Below are 24688 nucleotides of genomic sequence, written 5' to 3'. Positions count from 1 at the left end.
CTCAGGCGCCCTTCCCTTTGACCGCTTCGATGCCGACCGACCTTGGACTGAACGAGGCGAACAGCGCCTGGACATAGGGCCGGAACATGTGCTCCAGCGCACCGGCAAACAGGATGACCAAGCCCTGGATGATGACGATCATGTCGCGGGAAATCGCCGGCATTTCGAAGGCAAGTTCGGCGCCGCCCTGGTAGAGCATGCCGAACAGGATCGCCGCCAGCACGATGCCGACCGGATGCAGTCGGCCCATCAGCGCCACGGCGATGCCGACGAAGCCGGCGCCGGAGACGAAATCGATCGCCACATTGTGCTGGTCGCCCATCACCGGGTTCAGCGTCATCATGCCGGCCAGCGCGCCCGAAATCATCATTGCGATGATGATGATGCGGGTCTCCGAAATGCCGGCATAACGCGCCGCTTTCGGGCTGTGGCCATAGGTGCGCATCTCATAGCCGAGCTTGGTGCGCCAAATCAGCAGCCAGACCAGGAATGCCATGAGCAGCGCCAGCAGGAAGCAGATGTTGAACGGCGCCGAGCGGATCTTGGCGCCGAACAGTTCGATGATCCAGTTGAGCTTCGGCAGCTCGGCCCCGGCGAGGAAGTTGCGCGTCTGCGGTGCCTGCGACGCCGCCGGCTTCAACGGCCCAACCAGGAGGTAGACCATGATCGAGGCCGCGATGAAGTTGAACATGATGGTGGTGATGACGATGTGCGAGCCGCGCTTGGCCTGCAGATAGGCCGGAATCAGCGCCCACAGCGCACCGACGGCGGCTCCGGCGACGATCGCCAGCGGAAAGGTCAGCCACCACGGCAGCACAGTGTCGAAGGCGAGGCAGACCACGCCCACGCCAAGGCCGGCAATATAGGCCTGGCCCTCGGTCCCGATGTTGAACAGGCCGCAATGTGCGGCCACCGCCACTGACAGGCCGGTGAAGATGAAGGTGGTGGCATAGAACAGCGTGAAGGCAATGCCGGTTCCCTTGCCGAAAGCGCCCTCGACCAGGATGACGGCGGCACGAAACGGGTTTTCGCCGACCAGCATGACGACGAAACCGGCAACGATGAAGGCCACGGACAGATTGATCAGCGGGATCAGCCCATAATCGGCCCAGGCCGGCAGTTTGGCGTAAGGCGTGCTCACTCTGCCGCCTCCTGGCGATCGATGCCTGCCATCAGCAGGCCAAGCTCGCCTTCGGTCGCCTCCGGGCCACGTTCGCCGACGATGCGCCCGGCAAACATCACCAGGATGCGGTCCGACAGCGAACGGATCTCGTCGAGCTCGACCGACACCACCAGCACCGCCTTGCCCTGGTCGCGCATGGCAATCAGCCGCTTGTGGATGAATTCTATGGCGCCGACATCGACGCCGCGTGTCGGCTGGCCGACGATCAGAACACCGGGGTCCTGCTCCATTTCTCGCGCCAGCACGATCTTCTGCTGGTTGCCGCCGGAGAAATTCGCCGTTTTCAGACGCGGATTGCCGGGCCGGATGTCATATTTCTCGATGTTGTCCTTGGCATCAGCCATGATGGCGTCGATGTTGAGGAACGGCCCTTTCAGGTAGCGCGGGTCGTCATGGTAGCCGAGGATCGAATTCTCGTTCTCCTCGAAGGCCAGCACCAGGCCGACATGATGGCGGTCCTCCGGCACATGGGCGAGCCCACGGTCGCGCAACTCGCCGGGATCGGCGGCCCCGGTCAGGTCGATCGGCTTGCCATCGAGCATCACCGAGCCGGAAACCGCGCGCCTGATGCCGGAAATCGCCTCGAGCAGTTCGGACTGGCCGTTGCCTGCGACACCGGCAATGCCGACGATCTCGCCGGCGTGGATATCGAAGGAGATGTCGTCGACCATGGTGACGCCGCGCTGGTCTTTCACCGTCAGGTTCTTGACGGCCAGCTTGACCGCGCCGGCCTCCGTCTCGCCCTTTTCGACCCGCAGCAGCACGCGCCGCCCAACCATCAGTTCGGCCAGTTCGCCGACTGTCGTCTTGCTGGTCTCGCGCGTCGCCACCATCGTGCCCTGGCGCATGACCGAGACATTGTCGGTGATGGCCATGATCTCGCGCAGCTTGTGGGTGATCAGCACCACCGTTTTCCCCTGGTCCTTCAATTGCCTGAGGATGCGGAACAGATGGTCGGCCTCGGCCGGCGTCAACACGCCCGTCGGCTCGTCGAGAATCAGGATTTCGGCGCCGCGATAAAGCGCCTTCAGGATTTCGACACGCTGCTGCAGGCCGACCGGCAATTCCTCGATGATGGCGTCGGGATCGACTTCCAGCCCGTATTCGCGCTCGAGCCGCTCCAGTTCGGAGCGCGCCTTGGCGATGCTCTTTTTCAACAGCGCATCGCTTTCGGCGCCGAGGATGATGTTTTCCAGCACGGTGAAATTGTCGACCAGCATGAAGTGCTGGTGCACCATGCCGATGCCGAGCGCGATGGCGTCGTTGGAGGTCTTGATCGACGCCGCCTTGCCGCCGACACGGATCTCGCCGCTGTCGGCCTGGTAGAAGCCGTAGAGGATCGACATCAGCGTCGACTTGCCGGCGCCGTTCTCGCCGACGATGCCGTGGATGGTGCCGCGTGCGATCTCCAGATTGATGTCGCGATTGGCGCGAACGGCGCCAAAACTCTTGTTGATGCCGATCAGTTCGATTGCGGCTTGCGCCATGCAGCCTGTCCCACTCTTATTTTTTTATCGCTTGGTCAAAACGCCTAGCATGATGCCCCACCCGTGCCAATTGGCGGCGCAGTGGCCACTCTCGACAAATCCCGGTGCGCTTGTCAATTTCGAACGTGGCCGCAGACCTTCACATTCACTAATATGCAAGGCTCGACAGTCGCATCATGCTGCAACTGCGTGCACCAGGACCTGGGGAGTTTCGAATGATCATGCCTGTCGACCGGCTGACGACGCTGGAAATCCGCGCCGCCGAGCAGGAAAAGACGATCGAGGAACTGTCGGGCCAGATCGCCGAACAGTGGACGGTGATCGAACGCGTGCAGCGCCAGCTCGATGCCCTGACCGGGCGCTTCATGGCGCTGGAGGAACAATCGGCACCCGACGTGCCGATAACCAAACCGCCGCACTGGTAGCAAGGAGAAGCCGATGGCCGGTGAAAGCGATCGCGTTACGCGGGCGGGCGACTATGTGCTTGGCCTGATGAACGATCGCGACCGCGAGCGTGCCGAGCGCGACCTGGAGATCGATCCCGCCTTCCGCGACACGGTGATGCGGCTGGCCGAGCGCATGCATGTCCTCGACCGTGGTGCGCCATCGGGCGGCAGCGATCGCTGGCGGCTGATCTCGCAACGCATCGCCGAACTGCCGCAGATGCGTGTGGTTGGCCAGGACGAAGCGAAGCCGGTGATCGGCAGACTGGAGCGGAAGCCCTATGGCGTCGGCGTGCATTCGCTCGGTGGCCGACGCGGCGCCGTCATCGCCATCGCGCTGATCATGGTATTCGCGCTGGGTTATCTCGTCGGACAGCTATAGGCCGAGTTCGCGCGACATCAGCAGCATCGGGTAGCCGTCCTGCTCAAACGACTCGACCACTGCCCAACCGAGCCCGGCATAGAAGTCTCGCGCCACCCACGTATAGAGGTAGGTCCTCTCCACACCGATCGCGGTTGCATGCGCTTCGATGGCTGCAACCAGCGCGCGGCCGATCCCTTTGCCGCGGTGGTCGCTATCGACGACCAATCCCGCCAGCCAAGGCGTCAGCTCATGCGCGGGTTCAATTTCGTGGCGAACCAGCAGGCAGGTCCCGACCGGGACCTCCCCTATCCGCGCCACAAGCGCCGCCTCGAAGCCATCTCCATTGAGCAACTCGCGAAGCCCGGCGACTTCCTCATTCAGCGTTCTTGCGCTGCCCTCGAAAAAGGCGGCGATGCGCAGTCGCGCCACTGCATCAACATCGCGTTCGGTCATCGGTCCGATGGTCGGCTTCACTCTCGCCTCTCAAGTTGCGGCCCCCGTCAAAACCCAAAAACAAAACCGCCGGACTCTCGCCCGGCGGTTTCAACTCTAATGGATACAGATCAATACGGGCAGGCGTTGTCGGCGGTATAGTCGTGCACCTGGATCGTGCCGGCGATGATGTCGGCCTTGGCCTTTTCGACGGCAGCCTTCATCTCGTCGGTGACCAGCGCCTTGTTGTTGTCGTCCATGGCGTAGTCGACACCGCCTTCCTTGAGGCCGAGATTTTGCAGGCCGCCTTTGAAGGTGCCGTTCTTGCCGTCCATGAAGGCGGTGTAGACGGCCACGTCGACGCGCTTCAGCATCGAGGTCAGCACCTTGCCGGGCTGCAGGCCGTTCTGGTTGGAATCGACGCCGATGCCGAGCTTGCCGGCATCCGCCGCCGCCTGCAGCACGCCGACACCGGTGCCGCCGGCCGCGGCATAGACCACGTCGGAGCCCTGGTCGATCTGCGTCTTGGCGATCTCGCCGCCCTTGGCCGGGTCGTTCCACGCCGCCGGCGTGTCGCCGGTCATGTTCTGGATGACGTCGGTCGCACCGGCTGCCTTGGCGCCGCCGACATAGCCGCATTCGAACTTGCGGATCAGCGGAATGTCCATGCCGCCGATGAAGGAGACCTTCTTGGACTTCGAGGCCATCGCCGCCAGGATGCCGACGAGATAGGAGCCTTCGTTTTCCTTGAACACAAGCGAGCGGACATTGGGCATATCGACGGCATCGTCGATGATGGCGAAGTTGAGATCGGGATATTCCTTCGCGACCACCTTCAGCGCATCCTCCCAGGCAAAGCCGGCCATGACGATCGGGTTGCGGCCGTCCTCGGCGAAGCGGCGCAGCGCCTGCTCGCGTTGCGAGGCGTTCGACACTTCGAACTCGACATAGGCGGTGCCGGTCTCGGTCTTGAACTTTTCGGCGCCGTGATAGGCAGCCTCGTTGAAGGATTTGTCGAATTTGCCGCCGAGATCGTAGAGGATGGCCGGCTGGACATCCGCGGCGAAAGCCGGAAGAACCATTGCGGTTGCGGCCAGGAGGCCGAGAACGATACGTTTCATGTGATCCACACCCTGTCGGTTATTTTTTTCCGTTACGCGCCGTCCGCCTGCCCGGTTCTCCGGCAGGCATGCGGCATCAGCCAGGAGTGTACTCCCCTCCCGCTCAAGGCAATCTGGCACGGCCCGAAACAAAATTCACGCGGAATTTTGACCTTTTGGAAAAGCATGCCCCCCGTTGGAAAAACATGCCCAAGACGGTGACAGCTGTGGGCGATTGCCACATTGTCGTCGCAAGTCCGCTGGGACAACCCATCAGCCCGGCGCGAATTCTCCGCCGCGCCGCCGGCGCCGGTAGCCGATCGCATAGAGGATGAAGGCAAGCACCGCGAACACGGCAAACCCGGGCTGGGCAAGCACCCAGGCGATGCCGCCATCCCATATCATCGGATTGACCTTGGCGCGCACGAAGGTCTCGAAGCCCGCGCGGGTGTCGGGCGAAACCGCCAGCCAGCTCGAATTCAGCGGCGTCATGACCAATGCGGAAGCCGCCACCGAGCGCGTCGCGTCGAGCACGGCCATGATGACGGCGACCGAGAGTGCGACCATGGCCGCGAGGCGAAACAAAAAACGCAGCATCGAAATCTTCCCCGGTCCTCAAGTTCCTCCCGAGGACCTTCCGGTCAAAGGCGAGGAATAGAATGCGCACGCCCGGCGTGCAATCGCCATACGCGAATTTGAAGCCTATCGCCCGCCTATGGCCACTTTTCGGCTCCGCCGATGGACGAGCCAGACGCCGAGGACGCCGCCGCCAATGGCCCCGACCACCAGCCCGGCAAGGCCGATGAACACCGCGAAGTAGCCGCAGCCGCCTTCGAAACAGCTGATGTCGGTGGCTTCGGCGATCCCCGCGCCGAGCGCGAAGCCGGCGACAGTGCCGACGACGGCGCCGAGGATGATGCCGGCCAGGGCGGCGACGATCGAACTAAAGGCTGACGGTGCCTGCGCTTCCGGCCTTGCATAAAAGGCCTTGGCCTCGTCGCGGCGGCGCAGCAAGTAAATGCAAAAAAGGCCGATGACGATTTCGGTGGCGGCGATCGCAAGCTCCCTGGCGGAGACGGTGAAATCGGCCACGGTCAGCGCATAGACCTGCTCGGCCAGCCGCCAGGCGATGGTGGTGATCTGCCAGATGGTGAAATGACGCGGAAAGCGCGCGGAACGGCTTAAGGCGAGGCCGAGCAGATAAAGCCCCCACACGATGGTGACGATGTCGAAGGCCAGTCCGCCAAGCACGAAATAGAAGACCCTGTCCGGCAGGCCGGAACTCTCGAACAGCCACCGCGCCGAGACCAGCCAGTAGACCGACCATGCCATGACGAAGAGGAGCCAGACCACGGGCACGAAGGACAGCCCGCTGTCCGGACGCCCTGCGGGCGTCAGCCCGCCTGGCATGCCTCCGGCCGGCGTTCCGCTGGCCGGCTGTTCATTGCTCGATGTCATGTCTGGACGTTGCCCCCGCAAAGCCTCCGCCGCACTCGACAGGTGGCGAGGGGCGAAGTCAAGCACGGCCGGCCCTGCCGCCTTGCCCGTGCACACCATTCAGAACCGAAGCGCCTTAGAAGCGGAGGCGTTCAACGCCCCGCGAAACGATGCGTGGACGGCAAAGCGAATAGACTGCCGTTATGGCTTGGCATTCGGCGCCGGATCGACTAGATGAGCCCCGCGCCTGTTTGATTGACGGGCGCCGGGAAGGGCATCCGCTGGTTGGCGGTGTCCATCAAGCGGGTCTTCCCGCAAATCCCAAAGGGATGCATCTCCCCAACCCGCGTGGCAAAACCGGCCGGCGCGAATGCAAGGACGGAGAGGTGGCCGAGTGGTTGAAGGCGCACGCCTGGAAAGTGTGTTTACGGGAGACCGTAACGCGGGTTCGAATCCCGCTCTCTCCGCCACTATCAAACCATTGAAACCGCTGCGATTTCCCATCCCAGCGGGTGCGGCTGACTTTACTTCACATGCTCGCCCTGGGTTCATGGCGGATTGCCGGCTTGCTCGCCAAGCCAGGCGCAGAAATGCCGCGGAGCGATGCGGCGGTCGTCGTCACCTGGTCCGCCAGAGTTTCAAAGGCGTAGCGCCGAACCTCTGTCTTCACTCTTCGTGCCCCATCTGTCACCGTCGCAACCAACGCGTTAGTGCCGCCTGGTGCGGTCTCAGGTCGCAGATGAGGTAATTCCATGAATTATAACGATATCGACCTCAATCTATTGCGGGTCTTTGACGTGATGATGCGGGAAAGGAGCGTGACGCGGGCGGCTACCGAATTGGGCAGAACACAATCAGCTGTAAGCCACTCCCTGTCGAAGCTTCGGTATCTATTGCAGGATGAATTGTTCACCAGAGATGGCGGCGAGATGCGGCCAACTCCCCGGGCAGTTGAGCTGCTGTCGAATATTTCCGCCGCACTCGCAACGATCCGCGCATCGATCGACCGGCATCAGATCTTCAATCCAGCAACGACGCGGCGCAACTTTCGCGTTGGACTTACAGATTATCATGCCATGGTTTTCATCCCGGGCCTCATTCGAGAATTTTCCAGGCAAGCTCCTGGCGCGACGCTGAACGTCATTCCCGCAAACGGACCCGAAATCGGTTCATCGGTCTATCTGAGACAAGTTGACTGCGCGCTGACGGGAGCAGCGATACGCGACGACCCAGGTCTCTTGAAGGTGGAGCTTGGCCAGGACCGATTGTTTTGCGCGGTGTGGAGCGGAAGCAAGATCGCCAGAAGCGCAATGACGCTGGAAACCTATCTGGCCAGTTCCCACCTCCAGATTTCCGCAGATGGCCTGGCGGAAGGCCTCGCGGATGCCGCCCTCAAACAGATGGGTCTTCGCCGCAATGTCGTTGCGACCATCTCGAACTATCCGGTGCTGCCCTGGGCGCTTCGCGGCACTGAACTGATTACCCATTGCGGTGATGCCATCCTGCAAATGCTGGATGAGAGGAGTGAGGTGACGTTGGTCCCGCCACCCCTTCCGATAGCGAATGTGAATGCCTGGCTTATCGTTCACCGCCAGATGGCGAATGACCCGGGAACCAGGTGGCTCCGGGAAATCATCGTGGGAATCTACAACGAATCGCGGAGCAAGAGACACCAAGGCACCGTCGGAGCACCGGGGTCGGCCGTAAAATAGGTCGCGCGCGCTGCTTCACCACTCAACCGCTTCTCAGCTGGGAGTGCTTCGCAACTATGAGCAGCGCTCATTTTCACCATGAGAACAATCGATTTGACGAATACTTGGGCTGGAGAGCACATTCCCTTCAACAATAACAGGGGAATGCCGAAATGAGATCAACGTTCAAGGGCCTACTTGCCCTCGCCATCGCGTGCACCGCCTCCTCGGCGTGGTCCGCAACCCTCGATAATGTCAAGAAAAATGGCGTGCTGACCTGTGGCACGAATTCGGCCACGGCTGGCTTCAGCCTTCCCGACAATGAAGGCAAATGGACCGGATTTGTCGTCGATTATTGTCGCGCCGTGGCCGCTGCCGTGCTCGGGGACGCGCAAAAGGTCAAGTTCATCCCATTGACGCCAAAGGATCGCTTCACCGCCTTGCAGTCGGGAGAGATCGACATTCTCGCCCACAACGCAACCTGGACATCGTCCCGCGATACGTCGCTAGGCATACTGTTTGCCGGCACGTATTTCTATGACGGCCAGGGGTTCATGGTGCGCAAGGCGGACAATATCACGTCAGCCAAGGGACTTGACGGCGCATCGATATGCGTCACCCAGGGCACCACGACCGAGTTGAACCTTGCCGACTATTTTCGCTCGCAGTCGATCAAGTACACGACGGTTGGTTTCGCGGACGAGGAAGCTGTAGTGAAGGCTTATGAGGAGGGACGTTGCGACGTCTTGTCCGCAGACACCTCCACCTTGAACGCGTCGCGGCTTCGCATGGCCAAGCCGGACGACAGCATTGTTCTTCCCGAGCTGATCTCCAAGGAGCCGCTTGGCCCGGCCGTGCGGCAGGGTGACGACCAGTGGCTCAATGTGGCGAAGTGGACGCTCTACGTCATGGTGGCCGCGGAGGAATACGGGGTCACCTCCAAGAACGTCGATGCCATGAAATCGTCGGACAACCCCAGCATCCGCCGCTTGCTAGGCGTGGACGGCAGCATAGGCAAGGACATCGGGCTCGGCGATAACTGGCCGGTCGAGGTGATCAAGCAGGTCGGCAATTACGGCGAAGTGTTCGATCGCAATGTCGGCAAGGATTCGCCGCTGAAAATGGAGCGCGGCATGAACGCGCTCTGGAACCAAGGCGGCGTTCAATACGCTCCGCCGATCCGCTAACGCATGTCGCTCAAAAATGGCCCCGGTTTTGAGACACGACATGCATAACGAAGACCCTAAAGCGCGTCGCCTGAGTCCGTTCAATGGCGACGCGCTTTAGGCAAAGGCATGGTTGCAAGGCGCTGGCGTGTTACCGTCAGCGCCTTGCACGGACCCGATAGGAACAGCCCATGTCCCATTTGTCGCTTCCCGCGCCGTCGCGCAGGAGGTTGTCGCTGCACGATACGAAGGTGCGGGGCATCTTCTACCAGCTCTTGCTCGCCGGCTGCCTGCTGGCCTTGGCGCTGGGCATCGGCATGCAGACTGCATCGAATATGCGGGTCCGGGGGATTCCGCTCTCATTCGACTTTTGGAATGAGTCTGCCGGCTTCGACATCAATCAAACCCTGATACCGTACGATGCATTGTCCAGCTACGGTCAGGCGTTCTGGGTGGGAGTGGTCAACACCCTCTACGTCAGTGTCCTCGCAACCCTGTTTGCGACCTTGCTTGGCTTCGTCATCGGCGTTGCCCGCCTGTCGCCGAACTGGATCGTTTCGAAGGTGGCGACCGCCTATGTCGAGCTTGTGCGCAATGTTCCGTTATTGCTGCAGCTGCTGTTCTGGTACAACGCCGTCCTCAAGCCGTTGCCCTCGCCGAAGGCGTCCATCGCCATTCCCGGCGGCATCTACCTCAACAATCGCGGCCTCATCGTTCCGGAGATTCATCTGCATCCGGGAGCGGGGCTGGTGGGCTTGGCATTCGTTGCGGCCATTTCCTGCTGCGTTGCATTCTGGTTTCGCGCCAGGAGCGTCCAGAGACGGACGGGCAGGCAGCTGCCGGTGCTTCTGGTCAGTCTGGCGACCTTGATAGGATTTCCGTTGGTCCTTTTCCTGGCGGCTGGCGAGCCGGTCTCGCTCGTCGCCCCGCAGCTACGGGGTTTCAATTTTCAAGGCGGGCATCAGCTCTATCCGGAGTTTGCCGCTCTCCTGATCGGTCTGTCGGTCTACACCGGTTCATACATCGCCGAGATCGTGCGAGGTGGAATCCAGGCAGTGCCAAAGGGCCAGACCGAGGCTGCGCATGCGCTGGGGCTGGCGCCGGGCAAGACGCTTCGTCTGGTCGTCGTTCCCCAGGCGCTGCGCATCATCATTCCCCCTTTGACAAGCCAGTATCTCAATCTCATCAAGAACTCGTCGCTTGCCGTGTTCATCGGCTATCCCGACCTCGTTCAGATCTTTGCAGGCACGGTGCTCAACCAGACCGGAGCCGCCGTCCAGGTCATGGCGATTACCCTGTCGGTCTATCTCGTTATCTCCCTTGCCACGTCATTGGCCATGAACGCGTGTAACCGACATTTTGCAATCGTTGAAAGGTGACGGATGAGCGATCAGTCCATGCGTTCGCCAGTTGACGTCAGCGCGCTCATACCAGCCATGGCGCCTCCCGCGGACGTTCGACCGGGTCCAGTGAGCTGGATGAAAAAGAACCTGTTTTCGACGCCGTCTTCAGGCGCGCTGACAATATGCTTTGTCCTCCTAGCCGCGTGGCTGCTGCATCACTTCCTGAGCTTTGCGATCTTCAACGCGGTCTGGAGCGGCGGCCATGAAGCTTGCCGTGCGAACAGCCAGGGGGCTTGCTGGCCTTTCATCGCCGAGAAGTTCGACTACCTGCGATACGGCGCGTATCCGGTTTCCGAGCGGTGGCGCGTGGACCTTGCGCAGGCGATCGGCGCCATCCTCATCGTTTGGCTCCTGTGGACGAAGGCTCCGCGGCGCAAAGTGGCGGCGTTGCTGTTCTTCCTCGTCTACCCCGTGGCCGCGTTCGTTCTCGTGCGCGGCGTTGCCTGGCTTCATTTGCCTGTCATCGATACGACGCTCTGGGGCGGTCTCTTGATCACGTTGCTGATGTCGATCGTGGGTATCGTCTTCTCGCTACCGATCGGGGTTATCCTGGCGCTTGGGCGCAGGTCGGAACTCCCTTTCGTCAAGACGGTTTGCGTCACGTTCATCGAAAGTCGTCCGCGGCGTGCCGTTTATCACAGTGTTGTTCATGGCGAACTTCATGATGCCGCTCTTCGTCCCGGATTATCTGACACCTGATCGTCTGTTGCGCCCGCTCATCGCGATAGCGTTGTTCTCGTCCGCCTATATGGCCGAGGTCGTGAGAGCCGGCCTTCAGGCGATCCCGAAGGGCCAACACGAAGCGGCCAAGGCGCTCGGGATCGGCTACTTCGACATGATGCGCCTGATCGTCCTCCCTCAGGCGTTGACGATCGTCATACCGAGTATCGTCTCGACCTTCATCGGTCTGTTCAAAGACACGACTCTGGTCGCCGTCGTCGGCATCGCGGATTTTCTGAAGGCCGTCGAAACGGCGCGCGTCGATCCGAACTGGGCAGGCCCGACGATCTCATCAACCGGCTACCTCTTTGCGGGGCTGGTCTACTGGAGCTTTTGCTTCGGCATGTCGCGTTACTCGCAATCTATGGAGCGCCAATTGGCGCGTGGCCACAAATCCTAGGAGGCGCTGATGATGCCGCAAGCAATGCCCGCGGCAAGGTGACTATCAAATGGCTTGTGCAGACACGCCCGCATCGGCGCTTGGGCAACGACATATCGCGGGAATAGATTTCGACCAGATCCACGACCGTCAGCAGTTCGGATCCGTCAAATGGGCCAACCAGTGGGACGAGTTCTCTCCCCAGGTCGAGGGCCAGGACCTGCTGTCGCTGTGGACGGCGGATATGGACTTCCGCGCTCCGGAAACCGTCATCGCGCGACTGCGCGAGGCCGCGGAGCATGGCATTTACGGCTACACACGCCGCGATCCGCGCCACTATGAGATCGTGCAATCGTGGTTCGCGCACCGGCACAACTGGTCGCCGAAACTGGAGAACTTGCTTCCCGCGCCGGCGATCATGCCGTCCGTGGCTGCGATACTGCGAACCTTCACCAAGCCCGGTGACTGCGTCATTGTGCAGTCGCCCGTGTACTCGCCCTATTTCGAAGTGGTTCAGGGAAACGGCCGCGTTCTCCTTACGAACCGGCTGAGGCTGCAGAACAACAGATATGAGCTCGATCTCGAGGATTTCGAGAAACTGGCGGCCGGCGGCGCCAAGGCATTCCTGCTGTGCAATCCTCACAACCCTGCCGGAATGGCCTGGACACGCGAAGAATTGGCGGCGCTCAACGACATCTGCGAGCGTCATGGAATCCTGGTGATATCCGACGACATTCACTGCGACATAAGGTTGTCGGATCGTCCTCACATCGTCTTCTCCTCCATCTCGGAAGATGCTGCGGAGAAATCGTTCATCTGCACCGCTCCAACGAAGACTTTCAATCTTGCCGGGGTTCCTTCGGCAACGATTTCGGTAGCCAGCAAAAAGCGCCGCGAGGCGCTTCTTGCCGCAATGCAGGCGTCATTCATGGTGAATGCGAACTTTTTCGGCCGCCTGGCCCTGGAGGTTGCTTACAGCAGCGGCGCGCCGTGGCTCGACCAACTCACGCGCTACATCGCCGGCAACATCGATCTGGTTTGCGAGTTCGCCGGTGAACACCTTCCAGGCATCACGCCCATGCGGCCCGACGCATCGTTTCTGGTGTGGTTGGATGCGTGCGCGCTCGATCGCCGAGTGGGTGGAATTCAGAAATTCTTTGTCGATCGGGCCGGGGTTAATCTCTATGACGGCCGCGTCTATGGGCCTGGCGGCGAAGGCTTCATTCGCCTGAATGTCGGCTGCCCGCGTCCTCTGTTGCGCCAAGGACTGGAGCGCATGTCCAGCGCGCTGGCATCCCTGTGATCGACCGCCAGGGTGCTTCGGATGCGAGCCTGGTACTTGATGCCGGCAGCCGGTAAGGAAACGTCCAGGGCCGACGAGCCGGATGACCGCAAGTCCGGATTCCATAGACCTCGGCAGCCTTGCCGGCCCGACCCTCAAGCCAAGGTCGACATGTCCATCTCGATCGCCGCTACCATTTCACAGCGAACCCGAGTTTGGCGCCCAGGGCATGGCTGTCGCCAAAATCCTTGAGGCTTGTCCGCGCTGTCCCTTCTCCGAAGACGGCGTAGCGACCGTCCGCCCAGCTCAGCGAGCCACCAAGGCCGACACCGCCCCACAGCGCCTGATTTTCGCTGACCAGTTTCGTGCCAGACACATCGACATCATTTCCGTCGAGGAAGTCGTAGTAAAGGTTGCCGAGCCCGTAAATGTGCGTGCGGCTGACTTGCCCCGCATCGTCCACCCACTGGTCTTCATAGTCCGCGGAGAGGCCGAGGCGGCCGACGAGACTGTTGCTGCTGCCGGGCGACACGACGGCGCCAAACGGGTCGGTGAACGTGTCGAAGTCGACCGACGAATAGACAAGCTGGGCTTGGGGCGTCAGCGACCAGTTGCCGTTGAGGGCGATCTTCTGTCCGGTCTCGATGCTCAGCCCGTAGCCGAAACCGTTGTTGCCGTCCGCAAGCGTGGTGCCCAGCGTGGCCGACCGGATGTCACTGTCATACCATGTCGCCTCGGCCTGCGCGTCGACGTAGAAGCCACCGCTGCCGAACCAGGTGAGCGTGCTGCCGACGCCGTAGCCGGTGGCAGCGATCGACCCTGCCCCGAAGATCGAGGAGACGTCCGACGACGCGGTTCCGTAGTGGGCCGTAATCCCTCCGATCAGGGTACCGGCGTCGCTTTCGTGCAGCAGGCCATCGACGCCGGCCTGCAGCTTCCAGGTGGTCACATCATAGTTCGTGCCGGAGGTCGACGTCTCCGGCTTGATCTCGGCATGGGCAGCTTCGATGCGCGCCCATATCGCCTTGCCGTCGACCGAGCCCTGGCCTGGCAGGTCCGCACCTTGCGGCGTAGCACCCTCGCCCCACGACCGATTGCCAATGCGTTGCTGCATGGTGCCCAGTTCATTGAACGCCTGCAGCACCCCTTCATAGGCCTCGTACAGCGGCACGCCGGGCGAATAGAGCGGCTGCGGATCGGGATCGCCGTTGACCAGGGCCGAGCGCAGATACCAATCGCCATCGGCCGGTGTGCTGACGCCGCCTTGGTAAAGCCTGTAGGCATAGGCGCCCGCGACGACCGCTGCATCGCCTTCGAAGGTATAATTGCCGTCGAGCGAGAAGCTGCCGTTCGAGACGCCGCCGACGTCGACGATCTTGATGCCTCCGACCGTTTGGGCGCCCGACCCGCCGAAATTGACGACCTGAAGGGTACCCGTCCCTGACGTGTTGCCGGCGATCACCAGCATGTCTGTCGGCGAACCGTCACCACCGAGCGCAGCGTTGAGAACGACGGCGCCGCTATTGCCGACATAGTCGCCGCTTACGGTAAGTGTGTCGCCTGGGACGCCACCCGCGATGCGCACCGTTCCGGCGTTGCTCAGCCCCGCAATCGTCTGGGACGTGCCGGCAAGATCGAGCGTGGCGCCCGAGGCGACGGAAAACTGCGAGGAGGAACTGAACGCGTTCGCAGCGCCCGCGGCAAGCGTGCCGCCGCTGACCGCAGTGGCGCCGGTAAAGCCTGAGTTGTCCAACGCAAGCAGCAGCGTGCCTTGGCCGTCCTTGATGAACGTACCGGCGCCCGAGAGCACGCCGGCATAGCTGGCGGAGGCGACTTGGTCGAATGTGAAGGAGGCGCCGGCGCCGATCGCGACATCGCCACCGAAGCGCTCGGCCGCCGAGACGAGGCCGCCTTGATTGACGGTCCAGTCCAGCAGCGACGTGCCTGACAGCGTCAGCACGCCGGCGCCATCCTTCATCATTGCGCCGGTGCCGGAGATATCGCCGGCGAAGCTGGCGTCCGCCGCCTGGTCGAACACGACAGTGCCGGAATTGCCGATGTCGCCACGAATCGAGGTTGCATCGCCGACCAGCGTGCCAGCGCTGACCAACGTGTTGCCGCCATAGCTGTTCGTTCCCGTAAGCGTCAGCGTGCCGGCGCCGGTCTTGGCAAGGCTGCCAGCGCCAGAGATCGCACCGGACAAGGTCAGGTCGGCCACAGTGTCGAAGGTGCCGCCGGCCGACGAAAGCGTGACGTCGCGCGCCGAGCTGAACGCCGCTGTGTTGCGCAGCGTCCCGCCGGAGAGCGTCAGGCCGCCAGCGGCAACGCCGAGATTGTTGTCGGCTGAAACAGATAGCACGCCGCCCAGGACGGTGGTGCCGCCCGTGTAGGTGTTGGCGCCGGACAGCACCAGCGTGCCCGCATCGGTCTTGGTCAGGCTGCTGGTCCCGGTTAGCACGGAGGCGATGGTGGCGGTGTAACCTGCTCCGGCCACCGTGCCGTCGCCGACCCGAATGATGCTCTCGCCGCCAGCGCCATCAAGCGTGATGGCGTCGCCTTCGATGCGGTAGCCATCGGCGGCGAATTGCATGCCCGTAATCGCAAGCGCGCCGGCGCTGCCGTCGGCGATGACGGTGCCGCCGAGCGTCTGGAAGATGGCGAAGCCGGGCTGCGGCTTCATCGCGCCAGTTACCAGGCCGGTGCTCGTCGTCCAGTTCAGGCTTGTCGCCGTCCACGTGCCGTTGCCGCCGTCGACCAGATCATTGTTGGCATTGCCGGCCGCGTCACCATCCCAGAAGAGCAAGTCGGTGCCGACGCTGCTGACGAGATTGACCTGGTTGGCGACGGAGGTCTGCACCGTCAGGTCGGCGGCCGTGACACCGGCCGGCAGATTGCCGAGCTCGAGACCATTGTCGGTGAGTGCGCCGCCATAATTGATTAGCCGGTAGACGCCAGGCCCGAAGCCGCCGACATCGGTGATGTTGAGGCTGCCGTCCAGCGTCAGCGCGCCGGTCACCTCGATCAGGTCGTTGACACCGCCGCCGACAATGCCCGCCTGGCCGAGCTCGTAGTCGAGCATAGAACCGGAGCTCAGGCTGAGCGATCCGACCGTAAGCGTGCCAGGGCTGGACCCCGGCGCCAGCACACCGCCATCGGCGACGATCACCGCGCCGCCGATCGAGCCGGAGCCGCCCAGCGTGCCGCCGCTGTTGACCGTCGTTTCGGTGCTGCCGAGCGAGCCCTCGACGATAAGCTTGCCGCTGTCGACGGTGGTGCGGCCGGAATAGGTACTGTCGCCCTTGAGCACCAGGGTGCCGGCGCCCTCCTTGTAGACGCCGCCCACGCCGGTCAGCTCGCCATTCGCGGTCAGCGTCGTACCCGCCGCCGCGCGGAAGTAGCCATAGGCGGAAGTGAGCTTGACATCGCGGCTCATGGCGAAGCTTGCTGTCGTGCCGAGTTCGCCGCCGTCGAGTGTCAGCAGGCCCGTAGCGGCACCCAGATTCTGGTCCGACGCGACCGAGATGCTTTTGCCGGTCCCGACCTTGGTGCCGCCGCTGTGGGTGTTGGCACCGGTCAGCGTCAGCGTGCCGAAGCCTTCGATGTCGACGCTGCCCGAGCCGGAGATATTTCCGCCGAAGGTGTGGGGGCCGAGGTCGAGAAACGAGACAGCGCCGTTGTCCAGGATGTCGCCACGGATCGCCACGGTGTTGCCGGCAAGCGTTCCTGCATTGACGATGTTGCCACCCGTATAGCTGTTGGACAAATTGGTGACGTTGAGCGTGCCGGCGCCGCTCTTGACCAGTGTGCCGGTGCCGGTCACCTGGCCTGACACGTCCAACTGCGTGCCTGCCACCGTGTCGAACCCGCCGGTCGAATTGATCAGGACATTGCGATTGGTGGCGAAGCTGGTGGTCGTGCGCAACGTGCCGCCGTCGAAGGTCAAGCCGCCCGAGAGGGCGCCCAGATTGTTGTCACTCGAAATTTGCAGGGTCCCGCCGGACAAGGTCCAAGGCGTGACGGCAGTTGTCGTCCCCGTTAGGGTCCAGGTGCTGTTTCCGGTTTTCTCGTAGAACCCAAACCCGTCATATTTGGCGCCAGCGCCGATCTGCGACACACCGAAACTGGCGCTGATATCGCCACCCAGCTTGAATGTATCCGCGGCGCTGAAAGCGACCACATTGCCTGTGATGGTGGAGCCGGCCTGAATCTCCAGCGAATTGACGCCGCCGGTGAACTGGATGGCTTTGCCGGCTGCCGGCGTTCCGCCACCGGTGCCGACGGCACCGCCGCTGATCGTACCCGCATTGATGACCGCGATGTTGGCGCCCTTGATCCCTGCGGCGCCATCGCCGCCTGCCAAGGAGCCCTGACCGCCACTGCCGCCAACGATCGTCGCACCTAGCTTGTTGATGACGGTTCCACCTGAAAGCAGCAGAACAGCGGCGCCACCGTCCCCACCGCCGCCGAGAACTGTTCTTCCACCGGCACCCCCGAGCAGATTCCCGCTGTTCTGGATTGTCCCGCCGCCCATCAGGACGATGGCAGCTGCGCCGCCGCCACCACCTGCTTGGACCCCAATTGTGGAAAGACTCGTGCCGCCGGTAACGCTGCCGCCCGCCTCTACAAACACGTTTGCGGACGAGAATATGCCGACGCCGCCACCACCGCTGCCGCTGTTGCCATTGGTCCCACCTCGGCCGCCAGTGCCACCACTCACCGATCCTGTGCCAGTGACTGTAACGTCGGCCGTGGCACTGACGCCCACACCGCCACCGCCACCGCCGCCGCTCCTGACGACGCCATTCGTGCCAGGGGAGCCCAAAGCGCCGGCCCCGCCGCTGATGCTGGTTGCAATGGTCCCGTCTGTCGAGATGACCAGACCCGTAGCACCAGTGGCACCGGCAACGCCATTTGGGTTGTTGGCTGTCCCACTTACCGCTCCCGATCCTCCTGGCGCCCCGTCACCCGTCGTGAGGTCAATGCCGCCACCACCGCCACCAGCGGTCGCGCCATTGGCGGCATTCTGACCCGTGGCACTCGCGAGCGCGCCGTCAACGCCACCTTGTCCAGCGCCTGCGCTGCTACCATTGCCGCCATCTGCCCGAGCCGGCGCGGCGCTCAGCGCAAGGGCAACAGTTAGGATCGTCAAGGCGGAAGTGCTGGAGCGAAGCGACACGACTTGCGGCAAGCGCGCGAGATGCAAAACCCAAAACCCATCACGCGCAATCCGCTCCGCCATGCCTAAGCTCCCTGATTCCTGAGTGCGCGAAGGCAGCATGAAAGCTATTCGCCCGCAAGAAGTTTATAGTCATGAGAGCTACCAAGAAGCTAACGGTGATCAGTAAAATGAAGTCTGCGACTTTTGAGCGACAGAAAATAGTCAATATTAGATATAGCTTATTAAACAGAGACCTTACGGAATCGCGAGAACAATCTCGCTGCATCAATTTATGCGGAAACGTTCGGACCTCCTGGGCTCCAGCCGATCCCATCGGGCGGAGGTGAGTTTCGCCTCTACGGGGGCGATGAGGCGCTAGGCTGCCCCTTGAGCGACCCCTCACTATCCTGCAAGAAGTGATTCTGTAATCGACTCCCACTCTGCGTCTAGCTTGCCAGTTGCCACAGGCTGCCCGGCGCGGCGGTACCAGTAGGCTGCATTAGAAAGGTCGCCTTCTTTGCGGTGCAGATAGGCATGAACCCATACAGAGGCCGGATCAGATTCGTTGGCCTGCACACACTCATGCGCCCGCTCCCAATCGCCCTGTCTATCCCACCATAGAGCGTGGAGCGCCATCCCAAGATTCGCCGGGGGCTCTACTCCCTGAAGGGTCGCACGGAACTCGTCGATGTCCATAGTTACCTCGCCTCTGGCTACGCCGGTCCTGTCCCGTTCCGTGCAACGAAATGCGCCCTCTGCCGGTGATTTGCTCTGCCGACTTTAGCAATGGCTCTGGCGATCTTTAGCGGAAACGGGGTTTTCGCTCGGCAAAGGCCGCATCAAGGGCTTCCAATTGACGAATGCTCGTTGCAGGGCTGCTTCCTGCTTCTAAGCTTCATGGACGGCAGAAGCTGCTACGGAAGCCAAAGGCGCTTCCAAGCCCCATGTTATGCCATGCGGACCGTGTTCGAGATTTCCCTGCCCACTGACCGCTGCGGGCGCAACCCGCTTCAGCACAACGGTTCCAAAGCCACCTTGTCCGACAGTCTGAACCTGCGGACCATCGCTTTCGACCCAGGTGAGGTGAAAGAGCCTCGAACCACCGGAACCGGTGATGCCCCATGTGACCGAAATCCGGCCCTTGTCCCCTGAGAGCACGCCATATTTGGCCGAGTTGGTCGCCAGTTCGTGGAAGGCAATCCCGAGATACTGAACTGCGTTGGGACTGAGCACCAATGATGGGCCCGACATTTCGATCAAATCCCCCCGCGGGAAAGGCTCGACCTGGGCCGCCAAAAGGTCGCTGATCGTGGCACCCTTCCAATCCGCCGATACAAGCAGGTCGTGAGATCGTGACAACGCCATGATGCGCTCGCGCACCTGGGTTTCAAATTGTTTTGGCGTCTCCGATCGCTTGTTGGTCTCCCGGATCATCGACAGGATGACCGAATACTGGTTTTTCACCCGGTGGTTGACCTCGCGCATCAGCATGCGGATGCGGTATTCATTCTCCTTCGTCGACGTGATGTCTCGCGCTATCTTCGATGCGCCGGTGATCTGCCCGGTTGCGTTACGCACGGGCGATATCGTCAGTGAAACCGGAACCAGGCTGCCATCCTTGCGCTGGCGGGTCGTTTCGAATGGTTCGACGCGCTCGCCGCGGCGAATGCGTTGGAGAATGCGGGGTTCCTCGTCCTGATGGTCTTCGGGGATCAGCATGGTCACCGACCGGCCAATCGCTTCGTCGGCGGTGTAGCCGAAAAGCCGTTCGGCGCCCTGGTTCCAGCTTTTTATGATGGTGTTGAGATCCTTGCTGACGATCGCGTCAAATGAGGATTCCACGATCGCTGAGAGGTGCTGCCTGGTTTCTTCGGCACGTTGGCGGTCCGTCAGGTCCAGCAGCATGTTGACGGCGCCGATCAGAGCGCCGTGCTCGTCCCGCAGCGGTGTCGGGTAGGGCAGGAACGGAAAAAACGATCCGTCGGGACGTTGCGCAACAGCTTGCTGATTGCGGACCGGCCTGTTCTCCTTGAGCGCAATGGCCATCGGGCATTCATCGTGCGGCAATTCCTTGCCGTCGGCAGTGAACAGCTTGAACGTCACGCACCATTTATCCTTGCCGATTTCAGGCTCCCTGCCTGCCAGATCGGCCGCGGCGCGGTTGTAGTAGGTGATCGTCCCATCCTGATCGGTCGTGTAGATGGCGACGGGTAGGCCGTCGAGTATCTGGTGATAGGTACTGTCATGCTGCCTGAGCTCCGAGCGGGTGTGCACCAAGTCGGTTACATCGACCGTGAAGCACCGGGTGTTGATCAGCTTGCCGTCCCGGAAATGTCCGCTTGAGGTGACTTCGACGTGCTTGATCGATCCATCGCTGGCCCTCAATCGCGCCGGATATCTTACGATCTTCTCGCCATTGGCAAGGCGACCCAAAATGTCCTCTATGACGTCCCGGTCGGGATAGAACTCGGCGATGTGGCAACCGAGGTAGTCCTCTGCGGGATAGCCGAGAAGGTCGAGCTCAGCCTGGTTGGCATGCACGATTACGCCGTCTGCGTTCACCAGATGGAGGGCAACGGCGCCGTTTTCGAAGAAATCCTTGTAATCGAAATCCAGACCGTCATTGCTGGACACCCCCGGGTTTTCGAAGGCGACAACATTCGCCTGTGTTGCTTCATGCATCCCAAACACCTTGTCCAGTCCAACCAAATATAATGCGGCTTGGATCAGTTGGTTCCCATTGCTCGCGGTCTCGACCCGCTGCGTACGGGAACCGGACCCTAAAAGGGTCGTAGCCTCGACTCGTCTTCCATCTACAAACGTGCGATCATCCGCGCATGGGCAAACCCTTGGTCCTTGTCGTCGACGACGAAGCCTTGATAGCACTGGATATGGAGTCCACTCTTTCGGAGGCGGGCTTTGCCGTGGCATTGGCGGCGACATGTTCCCAGGCGAAACGTTTTCTTGCGGACCATACCCCCGCCGCAGCGATCCTGGACGTCAGGCTGTCGGACGGCGAGGCTGTTGACGCGGCAAAAACCTTGGCAGGGCGGGCGGTTCCTTTCATCGTCTATTCCGGCCTGGGGCTCGAGGAAACCCACGAAGCGTTCTCGTCTGGCGTAAGAGTGATGAAACCCGCCGGACCTGCAGAGGTGGTCCGGGCTCTCAAAGCGATGACCGCCGGGCAGCAGAAGGCGACGGGATAGCCGTGCTCTGAGCACCTTCGGTCTAAACTAGCCAGGCGCTGCCGGAGCAGCTGCCGTGCCTCACGGAGCAGCGAATTGCGGCCGGTGCCGATCAGGCGAACAAGGTCGCGCGCTTGATCCTCGGTGATGCCGGTCTCTTTGGCAGTTGACAGCACCAGTGCTTCATTCCCTTCCACTTTCTTAGGGTTGTGCTCGTCCTTGCCCGTGCTGATCATGCCTTCTCCATCGGCTCAACGCCAGGATCTGAGACTCATTCTTCGACGCACGGTCAACCTCGCTGTGCCGCGTTTGAGCGACAGAGATAGCGGCTCAATTATTGCGTTGCCAGAAACGATCCTGGCAACAGCCAAGTGGCCGGGTCCGTTCGTACGATAAAGCGCCCCGCGCAGGGACGGCGCCAGCATGGGCCAGATCGACCAGACAGATTGAGCGGTCCTATGCCTCTCCGAAATCGGTTTCGTTTCTTGACGTGGGGTGCCGCTCGTAGTCAACGGGCGGCGGCAGGAGCATGATTTCGGTCTCCTTGCGGCCGAACTCTCGGCCGATCTGGAACGCCGCGTAGATCGCGCCGAGGCGGATAAGGAATCTAAGCATGGGGGTTCTCCTTCGATGTTAGGAACCGCAAGGCCGCGAGATTGTTCCATGGTTGCGAGTGGGGACGATCTTGCCGTCGCACCAGAGATTCCAGCGCCGGCGCGGCAATCTGAGACATGGCGGTGCTGCTAGGCTGTTGCGGCCGTTGCCTGGGCCGGGATCCGTTTTCGAGGGGCCGGACGGCGTCGATCGCGGCGTTTCGAAACGACTTTGAGGGGAACGGCCGGCGCTGGAGAAAGTGCGCCAAGCACAGCGTTGACCATGCCGTGGGCTACGAAATCGGCGCTGATGTCGGCGGCCAAAGCTTGCCTTTCTTGCCCGACATCGCCCTGCTCCGCGTCTGACCAGAACACAATCCCAATTCTCAAACCTGCCTTGGCGCGCTTCAGTCTGCGGACCAGAAAGCGGGCATGCTTGAGCGAATCCCGGTTCAGGAAACCGACCACGACAGTGTCGATCGCCTCTAGTTCGAGACGACGAATACCTGCCGGCTCCATATCGACAAAACTGGCCTTCGCCACCGTAGCACCTTGCACCTCCAGCACCTGAGCGAGCATGGCGGCAGCGGCATCGTCGAGTTCGCCGCGACCGCCGGCACAAAGCACCGACATGTCCTTGCCGTCGGGCAACTCGATCTCTTCCTCTTCGACGCCATCTGTTTCCCTGCTCGCGCTCCCTTCCGCGGTGGTTGCCGGCGTATCTTCCTCGCTTGCCTCTTCCTGTGCATCGTCGGCAAGATTTGCCACAAGAATTTGGGCGCTCGCCGCCACCTGCCTTCGCTGTTGATCGCCCATCACGCCACGCATGCGGTCCTGCTCGCCCAACAGGAGAGCAGGAATGGCGACAGTGTCGTAGAAATCGATCAGGTACTTCTCCTCGAGGATCTCCTCGGCATGGTCAGTGGCCTCGTCGGGATCGCCGGCCAGGAGCCGTTGATAGAGCCGGGCGTGAGATTCAAGGACGGGCTCGTTGCCAAACAGGACGTCGAGAAATTCGAACTGCGGAACATGTCGCCCGAGGACGACGAGGCAAACTGTCAGCGGCGTCGAAAGGACCAGGCCGAGCGGCCCCCACAACCATGTCCAGAAAATTGCCGCAACGATGATTGCCAAAGGAGAAAGTCCCGTGCGCGAGCCATAGAGCCACGGTTCGATGACGTTGCCGGTTACCAATTCCATGACGACAAACAGTGCGGCGGTCCACAGCACCAGCGACCAGCCGGGCGCAACCGCCAAGGCCAGAAACAAGGGCAGCAGCATGCCGATAACAGGGCCGATATAGGGAACGAAGCGCAGCGCCAGTGCCAGCAACCCCCACAGCAGCGCGTTGGGAATGCCGAGCACCCAAAGGCCAATTGCGATTGGTATCGCGTAGACGATATTGACCACCAATTGCATGATCAGATAGCGGCCAACCCGTTTGCCGGCATCCTGCAATGCCTGCGTTGTGCGATGGAGGTCGCCATAGCCGACGAGGCGGATAAACCGGTCGCGCAGATCCTCGCGCTCAAGCAACATGAAGATGACGACGATGATGATCAGGCCAGCTGATGCCAGCGGGCTGATCAACGGTCCGATGATGTTCTGCAATACCTCCAGAGGTCTCTCGCGGGCGACGATCTCGACGGGAACAGGCTCGCGCCGGGGCTTGTCGGCCGCAGGCGGCGCCACATCCTGCTTGTCGATCTCCTGACCGACACGCTCGATCACCCCGCTCAGCCTGGCAATTATGCCGCCACCAACGCCCGTCTCCTTGAGGGAACGTACCTTGGTCAGAATGTTTGTCTGGTAGACGGAAATGTTCTGAGCAAGCTCGCTTACCTGGGTCGCAACAATGAAGCTGAACAGGCCCAGGGCCGCGAATGCGCCAATCACGCTCAGAAGCACTGCGGGCAGCCGAGGCAAGCCGACACGCTTCAGTGCGGAGACCATCGGCACCAGCGCAAAGGTCAAAAGCAGCGCGATGGCAATGGGAAGGAACACCTCACGACCGAAATACAGCGCAGCTACTGTCGTGACGATGGTTGCCACGGTAGGCAGAGCTGTGCGCGGATGGGCATTGCCTGCCGCAAGAATCCGTCCTAGCCCCCGCTCGGACGATGAGATGTCGTTTCGACGATTGGCAGCCACGTGATTCCCCCCGTTTCCTACCGATAGTTAGACCCATTCGCCTGCCGGGCAATGTTTAGCAGGGCCGAATACATACGTTTTGCGGTTTTGCGCCCTGGGCGCTGTGCTCCGACGGTTCAGTCGATATCGTCGGAGCCGCAAATCTGTGGTAAAGCCGCCGCCCAACCAACCAAAGGACGACATCTGTGAGCGAACCGACTGTGGCCGAAGCGACCGAAAGTATCTATGCCTCGCTGCGGGCGGACAATGCCGACATCGACGCCCATATCGCGACGCTCAAGGCAGCGCTGACACGAGAGGGCGCAAAACAGGCGGTGTTCGATCCGGCAAAATTGGCGCAGAACAACCGCTCGGGCCGTAAGTTGATGCAGGCTTATTTTCGCCAGCGCGGCGTGAGCGTGAGGTTTTCGGACCAGTAGCGCGCGGCAGCTTGGGGGAACCGCGCCTCGACGGACGGTCCGTATCTCGCTCGCTCCCGCCCTGCGGCGGACTTTCGTCAATCGTAGGCGAATGG

Annotated in this window: 20 protein-coding genes, 1 tRNA gene and 1 pseudogene; 10 read left to right on the top strand and 12 right to left on the bottom strand. The window is 61.7% G+C overall.

Features of this window, described 5'->3' with window-relative positions:
• Position 1: 1 nt before the first annotated feature.
• Positions 2–1141, bottom strand: a complete 1140-nt coding sequence (locus tag NKJ77_RS29000; protein ID WP_023686470.1) for an ABC transporter permease — start codon at positions 1139–1141, stop codon at positions 2–4.
• Positions 1138–2670: an ABC transporter ATP-binding protein gene (locus NKJ77_RS28995; RefSeq protein ID WP_352536156.1), complete on the bottom strand. Its 1533-nt coding sequence runs from the start codon at positions 2668–2670 to the stop codon at positions 1138–1140. Before NKJ77_RS28995 ends, NKJ77_RS29000 begins: the two co-directional genes overlap by 4 nt.
• Before the next feature lie 218 nt (positions 2671–2888).
• Between NKJ77_RS28995 and NKJ77_RS28990 the strand changes: the two genes are divergently transcribed.
• Together NKJ77_RS28990 and NKJ77_RS28985 are read left to right on the top strand one after the other, a co-directional pair.
• Positions 2889–3095 carry a SlyX family protein gene (locus NKJ77_RS28990; protein ID WP_352536172.1) on the top strand — a complete coding sequence of 69 codons (207 nt, stop codon included), beginning with the start codon at positions 2889–2891 and terminating at the stop codon, positions 3093–3095.
• Between the two features lie 13 nt (positions 3096–3108).
• Positions 3109–3495: a hypothetical protein gene (locus NKJ77_RS28985; protein WP_352536155.1), complete on the top strand. Its 387-nt coding sequence runs from the start codon at positions 3109–3111 to the stop codon at positions 3493–3495.
• On the opposite strand, the gene NKJ77_RS28980 is transcribed toward NKJ77_RS28985, so the two are convergent.
• The 4 genes from NKJ77_RS28980 to NKJ77_RS28965 form a co-directional block, all read right to left on the bottom strand.
• A complete protein-coding gene (locus tag NKJ77_RS28980) occupies positions 3490–3951 on the bottom strand; it encodes a GNAT family N-acetyltransferase (protein ID WP_352536154.1) in 462 nt (153 codons plus the stop codon). The genes NKJ77_RS28985 and NKJ77_RS28980 overlap by 6 nt on opposite strands.
• Before the next feature lie 89 nt (positions 3952–4040).
• The gene (locus tag NKJ77_RS28975; protein WP_023683177.1) at positions 4041–5030 is read right to left on the bottom strand and encodes a BMP family lipoprotein; all 990 of its coding nucleotides are present in this window, start codon (positions 5028–5030) and stop codon (positions 4041–4043) included.
• Between the two features lie 252 nt (positions 5031–5282).
• A complete protein-coding gene (locus tag NKJ77_RS28970) occupies positions 5283–5606 on the bottom strand; it encodes a hypothetical protein (protein ID WP_023825163.1) in 324 nt (107 codons plus the stop codon).
• 105 nt (positions 5607–5711) lie between these two features.
• Positions 5712–6467 (bottom strand): hypothetical protein, encoded by a 756-nt coding sequence (locus tag NKJ77_RS28965; protein WP_023825162.1) that lies wholly within the window; start codon positions 6465–6467, stop codon positions 5712–5714.
• A gap of 359 nt (positions 6468–6826) precedes the next feature.
• Between NKJ77_RS28965 and NKJ77_RS28960 the strand changes: the two genes are divergently transcribed.
• The 6 genes and pseudogenes from NKJ77_RS28960 to NKJ77_RS28935 all read left to right on the top strand — a co-directional run bounded on the left by NKJ77_RS28960 (position 6827) and on the right by NKJ77_RS28935 (position 13108).
• Positions 6827–6916 (top strand) — tRNA-Ser (locus tag NKJ77_RS28960).
• Positions 6917–7198: 282 nt separating this feature from the next.
• On the top strand, positions 7199–8158 hold the full coding sequence (locus NKJ77_RS28955; protein ID WP_023686474.1) for a LysR family transcriptional regulator: 960 nt from the start codon (positions 7199–7201) through the stop codon (positions 8156–8158).
• Positions 8159–8310: 152 nt separating this feature from the next.
• Positions 8311–9324 (top strand): amino acid ABC transporter substrate-binding protein, encoded by a 1014-nt coding sequence (locus NKJ77_RS28950; RefSeq protein ID WP_023686475.1) that lies wholly within the window; start codon positions 8311–8313, stop codon positions 9322–9324.
• 209 nt (positions 9325–9533) lie between these two features.
• Positions 9534–10682, top strand: a complete 1149-nt coding sequence (locus NKJ77_RS28945; protein WP_352536153.1) for an amino acid ABC transporter permease — start codon at positions 9534–9536, stop codon at positions 10680–10682.
• Between the two features lie 18 nt (positions 10683–10700).
• Positions 10701–11826 (top strand): annotated as a pseudogene (locus tag NKJ77_RS28940) (amino acid ABC transporter permease).
• 49 nt (positions 11827–11875) lie between these two features.
• Positions 11876–13108, top strand: coding sequence for a MalY/PatB family protein (locus tag NKJ77_RS28935; RefSeq protein ID WP_050586810.1), 1233 nt, complete (start codon positions 11876–11878; stop codon positions 13106–13108).
• Between the two features lie 169 nt (positions 13109–13277).
• Here the strand turns inward: NKJ77_RS28935 and NKJ77_RS28930 are convergent, their stop codons facing one another.
• From NKJ77_RS28930 to NKJ77_RS28915, 4 genes are all read right to left on the bottom strand, one after another.
• Positions 13278–17804 (bottom strand): autotransporter outer membrane beta-barrel domain-containing protein, encoded by a 4527-nt coding sequence (locus tag NKJ77_RS28930; RefSeq protein WP_352536152.1) that lies wholly within the window; start codon positions 17802–17804, stop codon positions 13278–13280.
• A 215-nt stretch (positions 17805–18019) separates the two neighbouring features.
• A complete protein-coding gene (locus NKJ77_RS28925) occupies positions 18020–18175 on the bottom strand; it encodes a hypothetical protein (RefSeq protein WP_156033724.1) in 156 nt (51 codons plus the stop codon).
• 472 nt (positions 18176–18647) lie between these two features.
• The gene (locus NKJ77_RS28920; RefSeq protein WP_023704064.1) at positions 18648–18941 is read right to left on the bottom strand and encodes a hypothetical protein; all 294 of its coding nucleotides are present in this window, start codon (positions 18939–18941) and stop codon (positions 18648–18650) included.
• A gap of 192 nt (positions 18942–19133) precedes the next feature.
• On the bottom strand, positions 19134–20954 hold the full coding sequence (locus tag NKJ77_RS28915; protein ID WP_352536151.1) for a PAS domain S-box protein: 1821 nt from the start codon (positions 20952–20954) through the stop codon (positions 19134–19136).
• A gap of 128 nt (positions 20955–21082) precedes the next feature.
• Here NKJ77_RS28915 and NKJ77_RS28910 point away from each other — a divergent pair, with 128 nt between their 5' ends.
• Complete coding sequence (locus NKJ77_RS28910) at positions 21083–21451, top strand: response regulator (protein WP_023744145.1); 369 nt, start codon at positions 21083–21085, stop codon at positions 21449–21451.
• A 435-nt stretch (positions 21452–21886) separates the two neighbouring features.
• Here NKJ77_RS28910 and NKJ77_RS28905 read toward each other — a convergent pair whose 3' ends face one another.
• Both NKJ77_RS28905 and NKJ77_RS28900 read right to left on the bottom strand, forming a co-directional pair.
• Complete coding sequence (locus NKJ77_RS28905; protein ID WP_023744144.1) at positions 21887–22045, bottom strand: hypothetical protein; 159 nt, start codon at positions 22043–22045, stop codon at positions 21887–21889.
• A gap of 128 nt (positions 22046–22173) precedes the next feature.
• Complete coding sequence (locus NKJ77_RS28900; protein WP_023744143.1) at positions 22174–24174, bottom strand: AI-2E family transporter; 2001 nt, start codon at positions 24172–24174, stop codon at positions 22174–22176.
• 185 nt (positions 24175–24359) lie between these two features.
• Here NKJ77_RS28900 and NKJ77_RS28895 point away from each other — a divergent pair, with 185 nt between their 5' ends.
• A complete protein-coding gene (locus NKJ77_RS28895) occupies positions 24360–24593 on the top strand; it encodes a hypothetical protein (RefSeq protein WP_023671105.1) in 234 nt (77 codons plus the stop codon).
• Positions 24594–24688 lie beyond the last annotated feature (95 nt).

The sequence above is a fragment of the Mesorhizobium sp. M0052 genome (genome assembly GCF_040323255.1).
Taxonomy (GTDB): domain Bacteria; phylum Pseudomonadota; class Alphaproteobacteria; order Rhizobiales; family Rhizobiaceae; genus Mesorhizobium.
This window is presented reverse-complemented; position numbering and strand designations above follow the sequence as displayed.

What these genes read in the sequence shown, in the direction of transcription:
- NKJ77_RS28935 (WP_050586810.1), top strand. Translation starts at nt 11,876, where the DNA reads ATGGCTTGTGCAGACACGCCCGCATCGGCGCTTGGGCAACGACATATC.
- NKJ77_RS28905 (WP_023744144.1), bottom strand. Translation starts at nt 22,045, where the DNA reads ATGCTTAGATTCCTTATCCGCCTCGGCGCGATCTACGCGGCGTTCCAG.
- NKJ77_RS28975 (WP_023683177.1), bottom strand. Translation starts at nt 5,030, where the DNA reads ATGAAACGTATCGTTCTCGGCCTCCTGGCCGCAACCGCAATGGTTCTT.
- NKJ77_RS28910 (WP_023744145.1), top strand. Translation starts at nt 21,083, where the DNA reads ATGGGCAAACCCTTGGTCCTTGTCGTCGACGACGAAGCCTTGATAGCA.
- NKJ77_RS28970 (WP_023825163.1), bottom strand. Translation starts at nt 5,606, where the DNA reads ATGCTGCGTTTTTTGTTTCGCCTCGCGGCCATGGTCGCACTCTCGGTC.
- NKJ77_RS28920 (WP_023704064.1), bottom strand. Translation starts at nt 18,941, where the DNA reads ATGGACATCGACGAGTTCCGTGCGACCCTTCAGGGAGTAGAGCCCCCG.
- NKJ77_RS28965 (WP_023825162.1), bottom strand. Translation starts at nt 6,467, where the DNA reads ATGACATCGAGCAATGAACAGCCGGCCAGCGGAACGCCGGCCGGAGGC.
- NKJ77_RS28955 (WP_023686474.1), top strand. Translation starts at nt 7,199, where the DNA reads ATGAATTATAACGATATCGACCTCAATCTATTGCGGGTCTTTGACGTG.
- NKJ77_RS28925 (WP_156033724.1), bottom strand. Translation starts at nt 18,175, where the DNA reads ATGGTAGCAGCGCAGGCGCTGGACAAGGTGGCGTTGACGGCGCGCTCG.
- NKJ77_RS28950 (WP_023686475.1), top strand. Translation starts at nt 8,311, where the DNA reads ATGAGATCAACGTTCAAGGGCCTACTTGCCCTCGCCATCGCGTGCACC.
- NKJ77_RS28995 (WP_352536156.1), bottom strand. Translation starts at nt 2,670, where the DNA reads ATGGCGCAAGCCGCAATCGAACTGATCGGCATCAACAAGAGTTTTGGC.
- NKJ77_RS28985 (WP_352536155.1), top strand. Translation starts at nt 3,109, where the DNA reads ATGGCCGGTGAAAGCGATCGCGTTACGCGGGCGGGCGACTATGTGCTT.